This window comes from Pontibacter deserti (assembly GCF_023630255.1).
Classification (GTDB): Bacteria; Bacteroidota; Bacteroidia; order Cytophagales; family Hymenobacteraceae; genus Pontibacter; species Pontibacter deserti.
Genome location: NZ_JALPRS010000003.1, coordinates 449,342 through 463,834 on the forward strand (window position 1 = coordinate 449,342; position 14,493 = coordinate 463,834).

13 protein-coding genes are annotated in these 14,493 nt (G+C 42.2%); 8 read left to right on the forward strand and 5 right to left on the reverse strand.

The annotated features are described in order from the left end of the window. The first annotated feature begins 1 nt into the window (after position 1). Both MJ612_RS16895 and MJ612_RS16900 read left to right on the forward strand, forming a co-directional pair. Entirely contained in the window at positions 2 to 2,347 is a 2,346-nt protein-coding gene (locus MJ612_RS16895; RefSeq protein ID WP_187031955.1) for an AIPR family protein, read from the forward strand. A gap of 88 nt (positions 2,348 to 2,435) precedes the next feature. Then, positions 2,436 to 3,680 (forward strand): PD-(D/E)XK nuclease family protein, encoded by a 1,245-nt coding sequence (locus tag MJ612_RS16900; RefSeq protein ID WP_187031953.1) that lies wholly within the window; start codon positions 2,436 to 2,438, stop codon positions 3,678 to 3,680. A gap of 190 nt (positions 3,681 to 3,870) precedes the next feature. Here MJ612_RS16900 and MJ612_RS16905 read toward each other — a convergent pair whose 3' ends face one another. Continuing rightward, positions 3,871 to 5,148 (reverse strand): Y-family DNA polymerase, encoded by a 1,278-nt coding sequence (locus MJ612_RS16905; RefSeq protein ID WP_187031951.1) that lies wholly within the window; start codon positions 5,146 to 5,148, stop codon positions 3,871 to 3,873. Further along, positions 5,145 to 5,609 (reverse strand): LexA family protein, encoded by a 465-nt coding sequence (locus MJ612_RS16910; protein ID WP_187031949.1) that lies wholly within the window; start codon positions 5,607 to 5,609, stop codon positions 5,145 to 5,147. The genes MJ612_RS16905 and MJ612_RS16910 overlap by 4 nt, the downstream gene beginning before the upstream one ends. Before the next feature lie 468 nt (positions 5,610 to 6,077). Here MJ612_RS16910 and MJ612_RS16915 point away from each other — a divergent pair, with 468 nt between their 5' ends. Further along, positions 6,078 to 7,187: a hypothetical protein gene (locus tag MJ612_RS16915; protein ID WP_187031948.1), complete on the forward strand. Its 1,110-nt coding sequence runs from the start codon at positions 6,078 to 6,080 to the stop codon at positions 7,185 to 7,187. 54 nt (positions 7,188 to 7,241) lie between these two features. Here MJ612_RS16915 and MJ612_RS16920 read toward each other — a convergent pair whose 3' ends face one another. Beyond that, positions 7,242 to 7,901, reverse strand: coding sequence for an SOS response-associated peptidase (locus MJ612_RS16920; protein ID WP_187031946.1), 660 nt, complete (start codon positions 7,899 to 7,901; stop codon positions 7,242 to 7,244). Positions 7,902 to 8,025: 124 nt separating this feature from the next. Here MJ612_RS16920 and MJ612_RS16925 point away from each other — a divergent pair, with 124 nt between their 5' ends. Then, positions 8,026 to 8,877: a DNA/RNA non-specific endonuclease gene (locus MJ612_RS16925; protein WP_187031944.1), complete on the forward strand. Its 852-nt coding sequence runs from the start codon at positions 8,026 to 8,028 to the stop codon at positions 8,875 to 8,877. Positions 8,878 to 8,993: 116 nt separating this feature from the next. On the opposite strand, the gene MJ612_RS16930 is transcribed toward MJ612_RS16925, so the two are convergent. Beyond that, positions 8,994 to 9,998: a DUF3871 family protein gene (locus MJ612_RS16930; RefSeq protein WP_187031942.1), complete on the reverse strand. Its 1,005-nt coding sequence runs from the start codon at positions 9,996 to 9,998 to the stop codon at positions 8,994 to 8,996. A gap of 221 nt (positions 9,999 to 10,219) precedes the next feature. Between MJ612_RS16930 and MJ612_RS16935 the strand changes: the two genes are divergently transcribed. Continuing rightward, a complete protein-coding gene (locus tag MJ612_RS16935) occupies positions 10,220 to 10,432 on the forward strand; it encodes a hypothetical protein (RefSeq protein WP_187031940.1) in 213 nt (70 codons plus the stop codon). A 96-nt stretch (positions 10,433 to 10,528) separates the two neighbouring features. Here MJ612_RS16935 and MJ612_RS16940 read toward each other — a convergent pair whose 3' ends face one another. Further along, complete coding sequence (locus MJ612_RS16940) at positions 10,529 to 10,870, reverse strand: hypothetical protein (protein WP_187031938.1); 342 nt, start codon at positions 10,868 to 10,870, stop codon at positions 10,529 to 10,531. A gap of 337 nt (positions 10,871 to 11,207) precedes the next feature. Here MJ612_RS16940 and MJ612_RS16945 point away from each other — a divergent pair, with 337 nt between their 5' ends. The 3 genes from MJ612_RS16945 (at position 11,208) to MJ612_RS16955 (ending at position 14,465) form a co-directional block, all read left to right on the forward strand. Continuing rightward, complete coding sequence (locus MJ612_RS16945; protein ID WP_187031936.1) at positions 11,208 to 11,492, forward strand: hypothetical protein; 285 nt, start codon at positions 11,208 to 11,210, stop codon at positions 11,490 to 11,492. 344 nt (positions 11,493 to 11,836) lie between these two features. Next, positions 11,837 to 12,487 carry an SIMPL domain-containing protein gene (locus MJ612_RS16950; protein WP_187031934.1) on the forward strand — a complete coding sequence of 217 codons (651 nt, stop codon included), beginning with the start codon at positions 11,837 to 11,839 and terminating at the stop codon, positions 12,485 to 12,487. Positions 12,488 to 12,854: 367 nt separating this feature from the next. After that, on the forward strand, positions 12,855 to 14,465 hold the full coding sequence (locus MJ612_RS16955) for a hypothetical protein (RefSeq protein WP_187031932.1): 1,611 nt from the start codon (positions 12,855 to 12,857) through the stop codon (positions 14,463 to 14,465). The last annotated feature ends 28 nt before the right edge of the window (positions 14,466 to 14,493 follow it).

The window sequence follows — 14,493 nt, forward strand, 5'->3', positions numbered from 1 at the left end:
TATGTCAACAAACCTTGAACATCTGGAATTAGCCAAATTTTACAGAAATATCCAGCAGGAAATCAGATCTGCCCAGCTGTCAGAAGAAGAAGGAGGTTCTTCAGAACAGCTATTCACTGAGATTGCTGTAATGCTGCTGGCTGATGCCGGGGAAACAGAGAATGCACGTATTTCCTATGATGAAAAGGTGCTCAAGACCGGGGTACAACACAAGATAAATGCATATGCTTTATCCGATAATTATGAAACATTAGACCTTTTTATTACAATATATAACGGAACAGATGATATCTCAAGGGTTCTCAAGGACGAGATAGAAAAAGCAGGCAGAAGGATTACCGGCTTTTTCAAGAATGCAGTATATAAAGACTATGTTAATGAAATTGAGGAAGCTTCTGAAATCTTTGATCTGGCTCATACCCTGAGTGACTCAAAGGAACTGAAGGAGGGGCTGGTGCGTGTAAATGCTTTCATTTTAACAGATGGTGTCTGTTCCAGTGACAATTTACCCGGTCACAGCATTGATAGGCATCCGATCTACTACAGGATAATAGACTTAAATTATCTGTATAACATTTCTGAGAAATCCCACATGCCGATTGAAATCAACTTCAAGGAAGACGGATTTCATGTTCCCTGTATTTATTCTCCTTCTGACAATGCAGAATACCAATCCTACCTAGCCATTATCTCCGGTTCTGCCCTGGTTAATATATATGAGAGGTTTGGTTCCCGGCTGCTGGAACAGAATGTAAGATCTTTTCTCCAGTTTACCGGCAAAATCAATAAGGGTATCCGCAAAACAATTATGACTGAGCCTCATATGTTTCTGGCTTTCAATAATGGTCTGGCTGCTACAGCCGAGGAGATTCAGCTGGAGCCGCTGCCGGATGGAACCGGGAGTGCAGTTGCATGGGTAAAAGATCTGCAGATCGTAAACGGTGGTCAGACAACAGCCTCTATATACCATACCTGGAAAAAGGATAAAGCTGATGTATCCGGAATATTTGTGCAGCTAAAGCTGAATGTTGTCAAGAACAAGGAGAAATTCAGCTCAGTTGTTGCGCGCATTGCAGAGTATGCCAATACGCAGAATAAGATTTCAGCTTCCGATCTAAGCTCTAATGGTGTCAATCACGTCCTGCTGGAAAAACTGTCACGTACGATATGGGCTCCCCCTGTCTTGGGTAAATCCCAGCAGACGCGCTGGTTTTATGACAGGGCGAGAGGGCAATATAAAACAGCTATGCTCAAAGAAGGCTTCACGCAGGCAAAAAGAAGAGCATTTGAACTTAAGAATCCAAAGTCGCAGGTCCTTACAAAGGAGGATCTTGCCAAGTACATCAATACTTATCAGGAAGTATACGATGGTAAAAAGCTGGTAATAGGACCACATTTTGTAGTCCGGGGTAATCAGAAGAACTATGTGCAGTTCATGCATCATAACTTCAGCTCAACTCCGGATAATATATACTTTGAGGATGCAGTAGCAAAAGCCATATTATTCCGGGCTGCCGAGAAAGTGTACGGGGTCAAACCTAACGCAATCGGGGATATGCGCTATATCACTGTTCCCTATACCATTGCCTGGCTTGGCTACAGGCTGAATTATAAACTGGATCTCTACAAGATTTGGAAAGCACAGGATATCAGTACAGGACTGCGGGACAAGCTGCGGGAAATCATGCTGCATGTGGAGAGCTATATAAAAGTACATGCTCCGGGTTCCCTATACGGTGAATGGGCTAAAAAAGAAGACTGCTGGAATGCGATCAGACGGCAGGATTTTGCTATTTCCTTTGACAGTATCAGGGATGAGCTGGAAGTCAGAGGGCAGGGAGTTAACCGGACAAGAATATCCAACGAGGATGTGGTCTCTGCTGAGATCAAAGCCATGCAGGACAGGTTACAGTCGGTGCATCCCAAGACCTGGGAAAAGATTGAGGAATGGGGCAGAGCTACCGGAAAACTATCTCCTTACCAGCGCACCATGGCCAGAGCGATTGGTACCAACTTCAGCAGAAACAGGAAGCTCAGTGAGATAGAGTTCAGTAACGGACAGCAGATACTTGACTTTGCCATTGAAGAGGCATCAGAAATCTTTTTTGATATGGAAGAGTATTTTGAAGCTGATACAGTAAATGTACCTGCGGTAAAACCTGAGATAACCTTAGAGCTGATAAAAGCAATTGTGAAATGGGATAAGAGAAGCAAAAAGCTGAAAGACTTTGAATACCGTTTCATGGCAGATCTTGCAGAAGCCAAAAAGCCTTTAACAGAATATCACATGAGTTTGGCCCTGAAAAACTATGAGAAGGCAAAAAGATGTGGCTTTCAGGAAGATTAACATTTAAAAGGTACTGGTAGCACTTTGATTTGATGCTGGGGTGCTATATAAGAAATACTAATCTATTCAGGAGACATATCCTATAAAAATGGAAATAGCGGAACAGAAAACTACCCCAGTTTTTGTAAAACTGATGCCTTTATCTGATTTACAGGCTTTAATCAACAGTCATCTGAAAAAACTGAGGAATCTTGTTTCGAATGATAAGCTTTTAAAGCTGGCTTATAAATACACTGTTTTTCAGAAGAAGGAAATTGATATCGGGTTAAATATATTCCAGCTGATTTCCAGTACTTACTATAAAGAAAATTTTCACAGCGACATTCTGCATGCCATATTAGACCCGGATGGCCGGCATAAGGAAGGTGCAATGTTCCTGCATACTTTTATTGATTTCATTAATGAACACTCCATGAGGGTATCTGTAAGAAGAGAAGAGTATCAGAATGCTGTAGTTGAAAGAGAAACAGGAAGGATTGACATATCAATTAAAGATGTAAGCAGTAAGAAAGCAATAATCATCGAAAACAAAATCAATGATGCCGTTGATATGGAAAGGCAAATACCAAGGTATGTTGAGCATTTAAACCGCCGTGGCTTTGAAGTTGATTTAATTGTTTACATCGTTCTGAATGGCAATAAACAACCCAATACACATGACTGGAGCCAGCAAGAAAGAGACAGCATACTTCCTAAGGTATTCCCGGTTTCAGCTTATAATGAAACACCTGGAGATTTTTATAATGGGTGGCTGACCAAATGTGAAAAGCAAACTCAAAACATAGATACACTCTTTTTATTAAGACAGTACAACAATCTAATTGCACACTTAGGAGGAAAAAATATGAACAAGCCCTTAATGGAAGAATTTCTGCAGGATATGTTAGTTGAAGACAAATACAATGCAGCTATCTCATTAAATGCAATGCTGCAAGACCTGATCCAATACAGAAGAGATAAAATAATAGATGAATTCAGATTTAGCTATTTGCCATTTACCCGGATAAGAGACTGGAATAACTATGCTGTTATAGAAAATTACTTTTATAAGGAAAGTAATTTTGCCTTAGATGTTATAGTTGAGCAAGACAGGTACCGGGCTCAGTTTTTTGATAGAAACTATGATAAAAATAAAGCACCTTTATCTCAAACTAATCCAGCAACAGCAGTGCTGGAAAAGCTTAATATATTAAGTGATTTTGCCGTAGCCGGCGACAGATGGGAAAAACATTTTCTCTTTCCTTCGCAAGAAAAGGAGTTATATGAATTTATAGCTGCTTTTATTTCCCAACTTAAGAAATACAATGAATTGCCCGTACTAACTGAGCAATGAAAATATTGTAAAAGTTAGTGAACAATATCCGTTTCTAAACTAATAAGTTCATAAAGGATAAGACGGTCCAACTAAGCTACATATAACACGTCGTTGGCAGGTTATTACTTCAGGTTAAAGCTGGATCTCATGCTGAACCAGTATTTCTTAGACCACACAGACAAGAGAAAGAGCTAATCAGAAGGTAAAACTACTTTTGGCTGTACACTATTGGTAACTCAGTTATCCTGGTAGTGTAGCAGGGCGATTTGTAATCAGATTTTAGAATCCAACTCTTGTCGATGCCTTGTACTGCCACCTGCACCTTGCTTCTGCCAAACCTGTCAGTCAAGGTATCCATCACCTTCATTAGACTGGTATGCTTGTCTCTGTCTACAGTGTCAAGCAGATCAAATTGTATTTGATGTTCAGGCACGATCTCCGTTACGATCACCCCACTCTTCTTGTACCAGTAGTGTGGTTTAAAGATCGCTTTGAGCGCTATTGTAGCATAATGGATTAGTTCTATGTCTGAGTTAGTGGCTACAGGCATACAAATGGTCTTGCTGTTGTAGTATTGTCTGTCGTTTTCAGAGAAAGGGTTGGTCTGAACAAATACAGTTACCACCTTGGCACAGCTCCTTTGATTTCTGAGTTTCCTGGCACACTTGGCTGCATAGCTGGCTGTAGCTTCGAGTACATCATCAAAAGAGGTTAGCTTCTTGCCAAAGCTCCTGGAGGTGCAGATTCCCTTTTTAGGTGGTGCAACTTCATCCAGCTCCAAGCACGATTCACCACGTAGTTCCCTATGTAGTCTGACACCAACCACAGTCATATGCTTTCTGATCCAGTTCTCAGATGCGTTGATAAAGTCAAGGGCAGTATCGATCTTGTGATTCTTGAGGAACTTCGCATACTGCCTTCCAATACCCCAGACATCTTCGATCTTGGTTGCTTCCAGTGCTCTCTCAATGTGGTATGGTTCTGTCAAAACCAACACCCCATTGGCTTTAGCAGACTTCTTGGCCAGCTTATTAGCGACCTTGGCCAAGGCCTTTGTAGGAGCTACTCCCAAGCTGACAGGAATGCCAGTCCATTGTGTTACAGTACGCTTTATCTCCCAGGCATAACTAAACAAGTCCACATCGTAAAAGTCACCCAAGTCCAGGAAGCATTCATCAATAGAATATACTTCCACGTTAGGCGTAAATAGCGATAAGGTCTGCATCACCCTGTCTGACATATCTCCATATAGCACATAGTTGGATGAAAAGGCATGCAATTGCTGGTGCTCTACCATGTTTCTGATCTTGAAAAATGGCTCACCCATTTCAATACCTATGGCTTTAGCTTCATTGCTTCTGGCAATCACGCACCCATCGTTGTTGCTCAGCACCACTACAGGCTTACCATTCAGGGAGGGATCAAAAACACGCTCGCAAGAAGCATAGAAGTTGTTGCAGTCGCAGAGGGCAAATAGACTTGTCATAGCTTCACAGGCTTGTGCAGTACCCATACTACAACACCCCAGACACGCATATCCATTTCCTCTGTTACTTCGATTGGTTTATAGGCAGGGTTTGCAGGATATAGAAATGCTTTACCATTTACCTTCCTGAAGGTCTTTACTGTGAATTCGCCATCTAAAAAGCAAACAACAGGCAGGCCATCTGCTGCCTTCAGTGACCTGTCAATTACCAGAATGTCCCCATCATGAATGTTAGCATCCTGCATGGAGTTACCCTTTACACGCATCATAAAGGTAGATGTAGGATTTTGTACCAGGTATTTGCTCAGGTCAATTCTGTCTTCCAGATAATCGTCAGCTGGAGATGGGAAACCTGCTGAAATATAGGAAGCATATATAGGAACTTTAAGATGGTCTAGAAAATCGAAGTCAAATAACTCCAAGATTTGGGAAGAAATAGAGATAACTTTGGCATTGCTCATTACAATGTATATTATATTGGATGACTAATATAATTGGCAAATACGGGTAAAATAACGATTTATGCTAAAATTATTAGTTTTATTTGTGCGCAATTTTCCCATTCGCATTTTCTATCGGAGTTATAGGGACAGAATAGGGTCATAATTAATAAAGGGCAGCGTCGCATAAACTATTCTTTTAATAGCAATACAAATTGAATTGAACAAGACTAACACATATACTGCATGAAGCCTTTTAATGAATTAATCACGCCGCCAAAAGTTCTTCCACCAAAATATTGACCGACTCATCATCTATGGCGGCTTTCTGCTGGTGCTTTACTGGAGCGTAAATAAGGTCATTGAAATTGCCAAAGAGTAGAGCGTAAGGGAGGGATTTAATATATTTTAAACTATATATTAATTTGGTAATTTTGGAACATTACAAAAAGTTAGAAATTTTTTTATTTAAGCCGCGAAAACACTGTTATGAGTAAGAGAGTTATTTTTTCATGGATTTTACTTGTTGTTGCTTTATGGCTCTCTGTGGGAATCATTCTCTTTCCAGATTGGTACTATGCGTTTTTCTTTGAGGGTTTTTTTTGGGATTTTGATTTCTGGTTAGGTGGGGTTAGGGATATATTGCGTTATTTAATAAATAATCCAGTAATTATTCTTTTTTTAATTGTAGTCTATTTTATTATCCAAAGGAAAGTATTAAAATTTCAAATTCCACAGCTGAATTTCTTTACAGGTCTGAAATCAGGTAGTCTGATAGTTATTATGTCTGTAATTGTAGGGCTATTAATTTTTTGGATTCCGTCTAATAGTAGCTTTGAATATTATAATATAGGATATATTGAAGATTCATCAAATAAAGTAAATGCTTCAACTCCACTTGATTTTATTTACATAAATAAAAATAGAGTCGGTAATTTATTTGAGCAAATTAAACCTGATCTGGTACTGAAAGAAAAACAGCTTGAGAACCAATTAGGTGAGGAAAAAAATATTGCCAATGGTGATAATCCTATTTTAAATGCAAGTTATTCAGAAACGAATCAAGCTAAGCAAACTGAAACCTATTCTGCTTCAGAAATATCTGACCCCAAAAAGGTAAAAGCACTTTTAGAGCACTTTGAGACAATTAATGCTATCAGGTTCTATCAAAAATTAGAACTAACAGCCGAAGATGTAAAAAAATTAGAAACATTTAATAATCTTTCACAGCAATTTCAAATCTCATATGATAAATTGGCTTATGCTAAAGCATATGATAAAATTGTTGGTGAAACAATTAGTAAAGAGCGCTCTAATATGAAAAGTTTAACAGGACAAGTTTTAATCCAAGGAGACTTTTTGATTAATATATCGCAAGATAAATTATTATTAAAGCATAACTATTTTCACTTAGATGAAAATAACAGGATTTCATTCAGGGTTAGTACATTGAACCGAAATGATGATATGTCAAGAACCTTAAATGATTTAGAACAGAATAACAAAGCCATGAGTCTAACAGTTTTTGGAAAGGTTATTAGAGCTGAATCTATTGATAAAGTAACAGACATTTATATTGATCCATACGCAATTTGGTAGTTCTAAAAGGTTAATAATTAAACTAGATTACAATTTTTGACATTTTAAAACTTCTTATAACGAGTTCAACACTTCTGGTACATTGTTCAGGGGAGAGTTTACTAAAGAGGATATTGTGTAAGCTTTCATTTCATCAGCTTTGTAAGGCTTTAATAGCGATAACAAGTCCTCCTGCGTTTCATGCTCGTTCAGCCATAACTGTTCAGCTTCTGGTGATAGCATCACTGGCATACGATCATGGATAGGCTTCACCAACTCGTTAGCTTCTGTTGTAATGATAGTATAGGTATGCAATAACTCGCCTGTGCTTTTATCCAGCCACTCATCCCATAAACCTGCGAATGAAAACAGTTCTTCGTTCTTCAGCAGGATTCTGTAAGGCACCTTTCCCTGTTCAGTAACCTGCCATTCGTAAAAACCATCAGCTGGCACCAGGCATCGCTTTGATTTGAGCAGGTTTCTAAAGGAAGGCTTGTCAGTCAGGGTTTCAGCCCTAGCATTGATAGAACGTTTGACTGCTTTAGCATCCTTCGCCCAGAAGGGCTGCAGGCCCCAGGAAAAGAACTGTATTTCGTTGGGGTGGTCATTAGTTACTACAGGCAGCTTTTGAGATGGGGCAGCGTTGTAGTTAGCCTCCTTTACGTGGTTTTCGAGGAGCTTGGAAACACGTGATTTACCCTTCGCTTTTGGAATAACTGAATATCTTCCACACATGGTGCTGAGCTGGTTGTTACAATCCTTCTACGAGCTTAAAACCAAAGTAAGTCATGATATACAAATCATAAACAAGATCTGCTTTGTTACGTGTATAAACTGATATAATCTTAATAAGCATATCATGTCAAGAAGAAATCTCCTCTACCCATTCTTCATAGCCCTGTTCCTGCTAAGTTGTAAGGAAACAGAAGTAGCTCCACAGCAGTCATCATCTCTTGATGGTACGCATTTGCTGCTAGGCAATCCAAATGGTGCGACAAGTGATGCTATTAACTTTAATAATTACCTGATAGAAAGACCACAATATACGCTGTCTTACAGTCGCGACAGGGGAACACCTAACTGGGTAAGCTGGTATGTGGGTATGGAATGGTTAGGTACAGCAGACAGGCAGGATGATTTCAGAGCTGACCAGAATCTGCCTGCAGATTGGTACAAGGTAGCTGCTACCAGTTATACAGGTAGTGGCTTTGATCGTGGCCATAATACACCCTCTGCAGATAGAACCAAGACTGTAGAAGATAACTCTGCCACCTTCCTGATGACCAACATGATTCCACAAGCCCCTAACCATAATCGTCAGACCTGGGCTAATCTGGAAGATTATACTCGTAATTTAGTTGATGATGGCATGGAAGTGTATGTGATGATGGGAAGCTATGGAAGCGGTGGCACAGGCAGCAATGGGTTGGCGCAGACGATAGACCAGGGCAGGGTGACAGTGCCTAACCGCATCTGGAAAGTACTGGTCATACTTCCTGAAGGGGCGAATGATCTGAGCAGAATTAATTCAACAACCAGGGTGATTGCAGTGGATACGCCGAACAACAACTCCATCAGCTCTGACTGGGGAGCCTATCGAACCACTGTTGATGCGATAGAGACTGCCACAGGGTATAACCTGCTTTCCAACGTAGCCAGGGATATACAGGAGGTTCTGGAGAGACAGACTGACCGAGGCCCGACAAGGTAAATCACCATCTATGCTCTAAATATTGCCTTTCAACAAAGTAAATAAGGTAAAGGAGAGGTAGCTTTCAGATGTACCACCACTCCATTACCATATAATAACTCAAAGGCTTCATTCGATCAGCTGATGTACCAGCTGGAGGCATTGCCTTGTATAGCTCCCTGTATCTGGGATGCGAAGTCCAGCGCATTGACAGAGCGGTCGAGGAATTGGTCGATGTAAGTAGACTTATTGGCTCCGGTCAACAGGTTGTAGAGCTTCCACAGGCTGATGTCTCTGTCTTCCTGCTTGCAGAAGCTGGGGTCCCTGTAATAGTCCCGGCAGACAGCGGTCAGCTGGGAGTCTCCATATAATAGAGGAGGGATCTGCTTCTTCCCCTCAGCCGGAAGGTGCTGGTACATCCTGCAGCGCCCCAGCAGCTGTGCAAACTGCTGTTCTGTGATAGAACACTCTGTCAAACTTTGCATCTGTTTCAGGTGCTGGTGCTGGTCGTACGAGCTGAGGAGGCTGTAAATGCCAACATAAAGCTGATCCACATGGCTTGCCTTGAAATCAGCCAGATAGCCATCTGTTCTGACGCACAGGTTGGTGCATACCAGGTTGTTGAAGCCGATGAACACTTTGAAGTGCTCAGCAGCGCCCTTCTTGTTGTAGAGGTTATCCAGGTTGTAAGCCTTTACGCCTCCAATGGTCAGGGTTAGCTGGTTGCCGTCTATGGAGTTAACGATGGATGGGATCTCCAGGAGAAACATCATGCGCTCGTAGTATAACGTTCTCTCCCAGTCCTGCAGCTGGTCTGCGGGCTTGTCCTTCGCCTCCGGAATTCTTCCTTTGATGGGGTGGCTGCACCTGATCTGAGGAGCCTTGATTCGCTCGCCGCTGAAGATGGCCGAGGCTGCTGCCTGTGTCGTGCGGATGAAGTCAGCCTGGCTGATCAGCGGCTCGTTGTCCTTCACATAGACAGGAATGATATGCTCCTGCTGCAGCTCAGGCAGAACAACTTCTACGGTGTTGGCCTCTATAAAAGCAGAAGAGACGGAAGGGGTTGCTTTTGCCTCCTTGCTGCTGCTAACTGTAAGCCTGGGCTCTGATTGGGGTGTAACCCTGATAAGCGAATGTCTCATGATGTATTAAGTTTGTTTTTGATTTAATCTGATTGTAATGCTGCTGAGGGATAGAAGCCTTGTATGGCTGCTACCCCTTTCCATCTTGCTGCAGCGAATGGTGGCGGCTACGTTCTTTCAGTAGTTTTTTAGCTGGCAGGAGAAACTATCTCACAGAACAATGCCTAAGAAATTCAGCATAACTCCTGACTTCACCCTCACTTAACCGCCTTGGCTACGAAATGCGTCGGCGGCCTGTAGCTGAAGTTGTGGTGCGGGTACAGTTTGCCCTGAATAGAGTACAGGATGGTGCCTGTATTCCAGCTCAGCACCTTGTCCACCTGTTTTCTTTCTCCTTTTCCGATGCTGCGGATAGCCTTGATGCAGACCACCTGAAAGGGGCAGTAAGCCCGTTGCAGCCTGAACGGCGACAGAAACAGGCAGCTGTCAGATAACTCGCTTGGCTCCGCGCGCAGCAGGTATTTGGCAATCATGTTTGTAGCCGGTAAGTGGAAAATAAACAGGGCAGCCTCCTGGCTACCCCTCGCTGCTTACGCTGCTGTTTTCAGCTGAAAGACTTCTTGTTCCATTGTCCTTTCGATCGGGTCATAGTAGTAGGAATAAGCCAGCGAGATGATCTCGTCCGTGCCTGGTATGTGGTAGTCGTACGGATCGCATGCCACCTTCTCAATGTTGCCGGGCAGCGTTCTGCCGATCAGTCCCTGGCACATGGGGTCGTTGAAAGTGCAGGGAATGGTGCAGGTCTTGGCCGTAGCATAGAACCTGCCGGATTGCTTGGATTGGATCAACTCTACATCTCCCTGTAAAAGCAGGACATTGAACTCTCTGCCGTCCTCGGACGTGCGTTTTTTGAAGCCAGTAATGGTTACCATCGTCTATTTATTTGATGTGAAACAAAACAACGGGGGGACCTCCGCCCGCCGGATTGGGTGGGGGGCTTACTACAGGGAGGTCAGCGTTTTAACGTCCGCAAAAAATAAAAAATAGTTTAACGCTATCTTATATTATGTCAGCCCTTTGCGGAGAGAAGTCGAAACCGGAATTTGCTGCACCTTTTGGTAAGCGCTTGAAAACAGTTTCAAACAAAGGGGGAATAATTTTCTGCGACTAGGTGTTATGTGGTAAGAATGATATTGACACTTCATTGATCAGTAATGAAATGTTAACGATTCATCAGATTGCCTTTAAAAAATATTGTCTAATTAACCTATGGCAGAACATTACATTGATGTAACCAGCAACCAATTACTACTTACCTATTACAACTATGACAGATATTTACCTTATCCTCCTATCTCTATAAGAAGTTTGGGAAAACTCGAGGGCGAAGATTCGTTTTATATCATGCGTATGTTAAGACAGCCTTGGGCGACTAAGGAACTACTATACGAGTTAGCAAGCCATATCAAGCAATTGAAGCCTAAGAATAGTATTAACTGGGAGTCAACATTTGCCAAGATCGACTCATACTTTGATCAGGAAGGCCGGAGTTAAAAGAGGGCAATTTCTACTTCTGTCCCATAAGGCAGACACTTCATATGCTACATAAAGGTTACTGGTATCTTGCTCCCTTCAAATGTTCAAGATACCGGGAACTTTCATTCTCAAACTTGTGGGGCGCTATATTGTGAAACCTGCTTAACGCTATCTTATATAATGTTATCCCTCTTGTGACTTCTTCATTGCTTGTGATTTGATGATGATTAGAGGCTCGTCACAAAAAGTCTTACAATCAGAAAGACCTAAATTAGTTTACATTTACATAAATATCTTTCTGATAAAAGTATCCTGTCAAGTTTATATAAATTCTCCTATATTTAGTTTTCTTACAGAGCATAATGAAAAGAAAACTTCAGATTACAGGCAAAGGGATGCTCGCTGTGGCGCCCGATATTATCATCCTCTCCTTTATTGCTTCCTCTCAGGAATGGGAGTATGAAAAGACTGTTTCTGCCCTGAATGAGAAGGTGGAAGAGCTGCGCGTGATCCTAGAGCAGGAAGGCATTGAGCGGGCAAATCTGAAGACCAAAGACTTCAGTATCCGGAAAGAGACAGTTTGGGACAAGAAGGCCGAGAAATACGAGTTCAACGGTTTTAAAGCCTCTCACAACTTGGAGTTGGAGCTGCCGCTTGAAAAAGCTCTTATCAATAGCTTATTAAGCCAAATCGCAAATCGGTTAGACAACTTGGACTTCAGCATCTCGTTCGGGGTGAAAGACGCTTCCGCTCACCAGCAGCAGCTCATTTTGCAGGCTATCGCCAAGGCCAAAGAAAACGCCTCGTTAATCGCAGAGGCTACGGGAGTAACATTGATGGAAATCATAGACATTGACTACTCTTACCGGGAGCTGACTATCCGCTCCCAGCGTTATGACTATCCCGTCTATGAGGCAGATATGCTCATGACCACAGCCGATGCAGCCCCTGATTTTGAGCCGGATGACATAGATGTTGCCGAAACGGTGACTATTACCTGGAGAATAGAGTAGATGATCACAGATCAGGAGACCAACTTCGCTTACTTCAGTAGCTACATCAAAAAGTGCCACACAAGAGAGTGTATTGCAATAGTGGGTCTCTTGAAAATAGCTACGTCTTTAATGAATTGTCAAAACACTAGGGGAATCTAGTAGCGGGATTATATTCTCCATTCAATTTGAAAAGCACTACATTGTTAAGTTTCTTAACAGGTAATTCTACTTATAGGCTTGTCAAAATTTACTGAATGTTTCCAAAGTTGCTGGACCGGTAGATTACCAGCTATATTGTCTAGCATCCATTTAGAATGTGCTAGCTAAACTACTTAAATAGATGTATATCTGATATAAAATGACGATTAGTCTTTCACCCACAGCGATGGCACATCCTCCGTTTTTTACTAAGCATGATTTTAATTCTTTTGCTAAATTAGCTGATGTCGCTTATGACAAAAACAACCCTTCCCATGTAGAAGCAAGCAAGCAATTGAAAGCAGGGGTATGGGCGAAGACGGGTTATTGGGCCTCGGAAATACAGAAGCGACTGCCGAATTATGAGGCTTCTATTAAGATGACTTGGCATCAGCGAAACAACGCAGCTGGGCAGAAAGGCATAAAATTTAGGCCCTACACATGGGCGCGCATTACTGTTAGGGATGCAGCGATCAGGGATGTATACTTTACAGTCGGCTTAAACCCTATCGACAGAATATTGATCCTGAAGCTGGACTTTCAGAGAGAGGGAACCACTATGTTGTCGAATACTCAAAGAAGCATATGCTATCAGCACCTTTACCTGCCAGATAAAAGCAGACGCTATTCCAACCCTGTGCCTGAAAGTGCCTTAAGCTCCTACGATTGGGATAGGCTTGTGGCGGAAGCAGTGGCGTTTATCCAGAGTCATGAGCAGGAATATCTTGACTTGCTTAAACTTCTAAGCATAACTAATGAAAGGCGTATTGCGCGCGTGGCATGGAATACAAAAGGTTGGATGAGGCCATCGGGAGAAAGGGGGAAGAGTAAGGATAAAGATTCCCATGAGTACCAGCAGGGCTTTGGTCATGAGGAATGGTTGTTTGATGTGAGCAAGCTGATTGAAGGTCATCACTACGCGTTTCTGGAACCTGTGAGAAGCCAGCATGCAGCCTTTGACGGCAGAACTTTCGACGTAATGCTTTACTCCATAGATGGGGAGACAGGAGGGCGGTACTGGGTTGGAGAGATTAATAACATGGAAGTCATTTCCCATGATCAGGCGGTAAAAGTAGTGAATGTTTACAAGTCCAACGGCTGGTACAATGAAATGCAGAATCAAATTAAACCCATAGAGAAGCAGCCCAAGAGCCTTTCTAAGTGGAACAATATTGACCTGTTCAACATTCGCTTCAAGCCTGAGAGCCTTACCGTCTACCCAGACCTCATTGAGATATCCGAGAATGATAATAGTATTAAATCAGAAAGGTATATTTTCCTGAAGGGAGATGAGGATTTCAGTCAACCGGCAGAGGTTAAAGGATTCGCTTTCGTTCCTCCTGATGCTAAGGCCAACGGCTCCGGTAATGGCTACAGTACCTGGTACACCCGCCAGGCAAAGTCAATAGAAATTGAGCTGTTTCATAAGAAGATCAGTGATCAGCTTTGCAAGCTTCTGCGACAAAAGTACGGTAAAGGGAATGTGCACCCTGAGCATCCGTCAGGCATAGGCAGCAACAGGATTGATATAGTAGTGAAAGAGGGCAGCGAGTGCATCTTTTACGAAATCAAGACCCATAACGCCCTGCGCGTGTGCATACGGGAAGGGTTCGGGCAAATTATGGAGTACTCATATTATGCTGATAGCAACAACGCTAAGGAATTGATCATTGTGTCTCACCATGCAGCAGATGCAAATGTTGCTACCTATCTGCAGCACTTGCGCGCCCGATTTGATATCCCCTTGTACTACCAGCATTTTGATTTAGAATCAAATATTTTGTCAAACAAAATCTAGCTGATCATATTTGCAGGAAGGGGATAAA

Coding starts and splice junctions, on each gene's coding strand:
- MJ612_RS16950 (WP_187031934.1), top strand. CDS start 11,837: ATGAAAAGAAAACTTCAGATTACAGGCAAAGGGATGCTCGCTGTGGCG.
- MJ612_RS16920 (WP_187031946.1), bottom strand. CDS start 7,901: ATGTGTGGAAGATATTCAGTTATTCCAAAAGCGAAGGGTAAATCACGT.
- MJ612_RS16940 (WP_187031938.1), bottom strand. CDS start 10,870: ATGGTAACCATTACTGGCTTCAAAAAACGCACGTCCGAGGACGGCAGA.
- MJ612_RS16910 (WP_187031949.1), bottom strand. CDS start 5,609: ATGAGCAATGCCAAAGTTATCTCTATTTCTTCCCAAATCTTGGAGTTA.
- MJ612_RS16935 (WP_187031940.1), top strand. CDS start 10,220: ATGCGTCGGCGGCCTGTAGCTGAAGTTGTGGTGCGGGTACAGTTTGCC.
- MJ612_RS16895 (WP_187031955.1), top strand. CDS start 2: ATGTCAACAAACCTTGAACATCTGGAATTAGCCAAATTTTACAGAAAT.
- MJ612_RS16955 (WP_187031932.1), top strand. CDS start 12,855: ATGGCACATCCTCCGTTTTTTACTAAGCATGATTTTAATTCTTTTGCT.
- MJ612_RS16925 (WP_187031944.1), top strand. CDS start 8,026: ATGTCAAGAAGAAATCTCCTCTACCCATTCTTCATAGCCCTGTTCCTG.
- MJ612_RS16930 (WP_187031942.1), bottom strand. CDS start 9,998: ATGAGACATTCGCTTATCAGGGTTACACCCCAATCAGAGCCCAGGCTT.
- MJ612_RS16915 (WP_187031948.1), top strand. CDS start 6,078: ATGAGTAAGAGAGTTATTTTTTCATGGATTTTACTTGTTGTTGCTTTA.
- MJ612_RS16900 (WP_187031953.1), top strand. CDS start 2,436: ATGGAAATAGCGGAACAGAAAACTACCCCAGTTTTTGTAAAACTGATG.
- MJ612_RS16905 (WP_187031951.1), bottom strand. CDS start 5,148: ATGACAAGTCTATTTGCCCTCTGCGACTGCAACAACTTCTATGCTTCT.
- MJ612_RS16945 (WP_187031936.1), top strand. CDS start 11,208: ATGGCAGAACATTACATTGATGTAACCAGCAACCAATTACTACTTACC.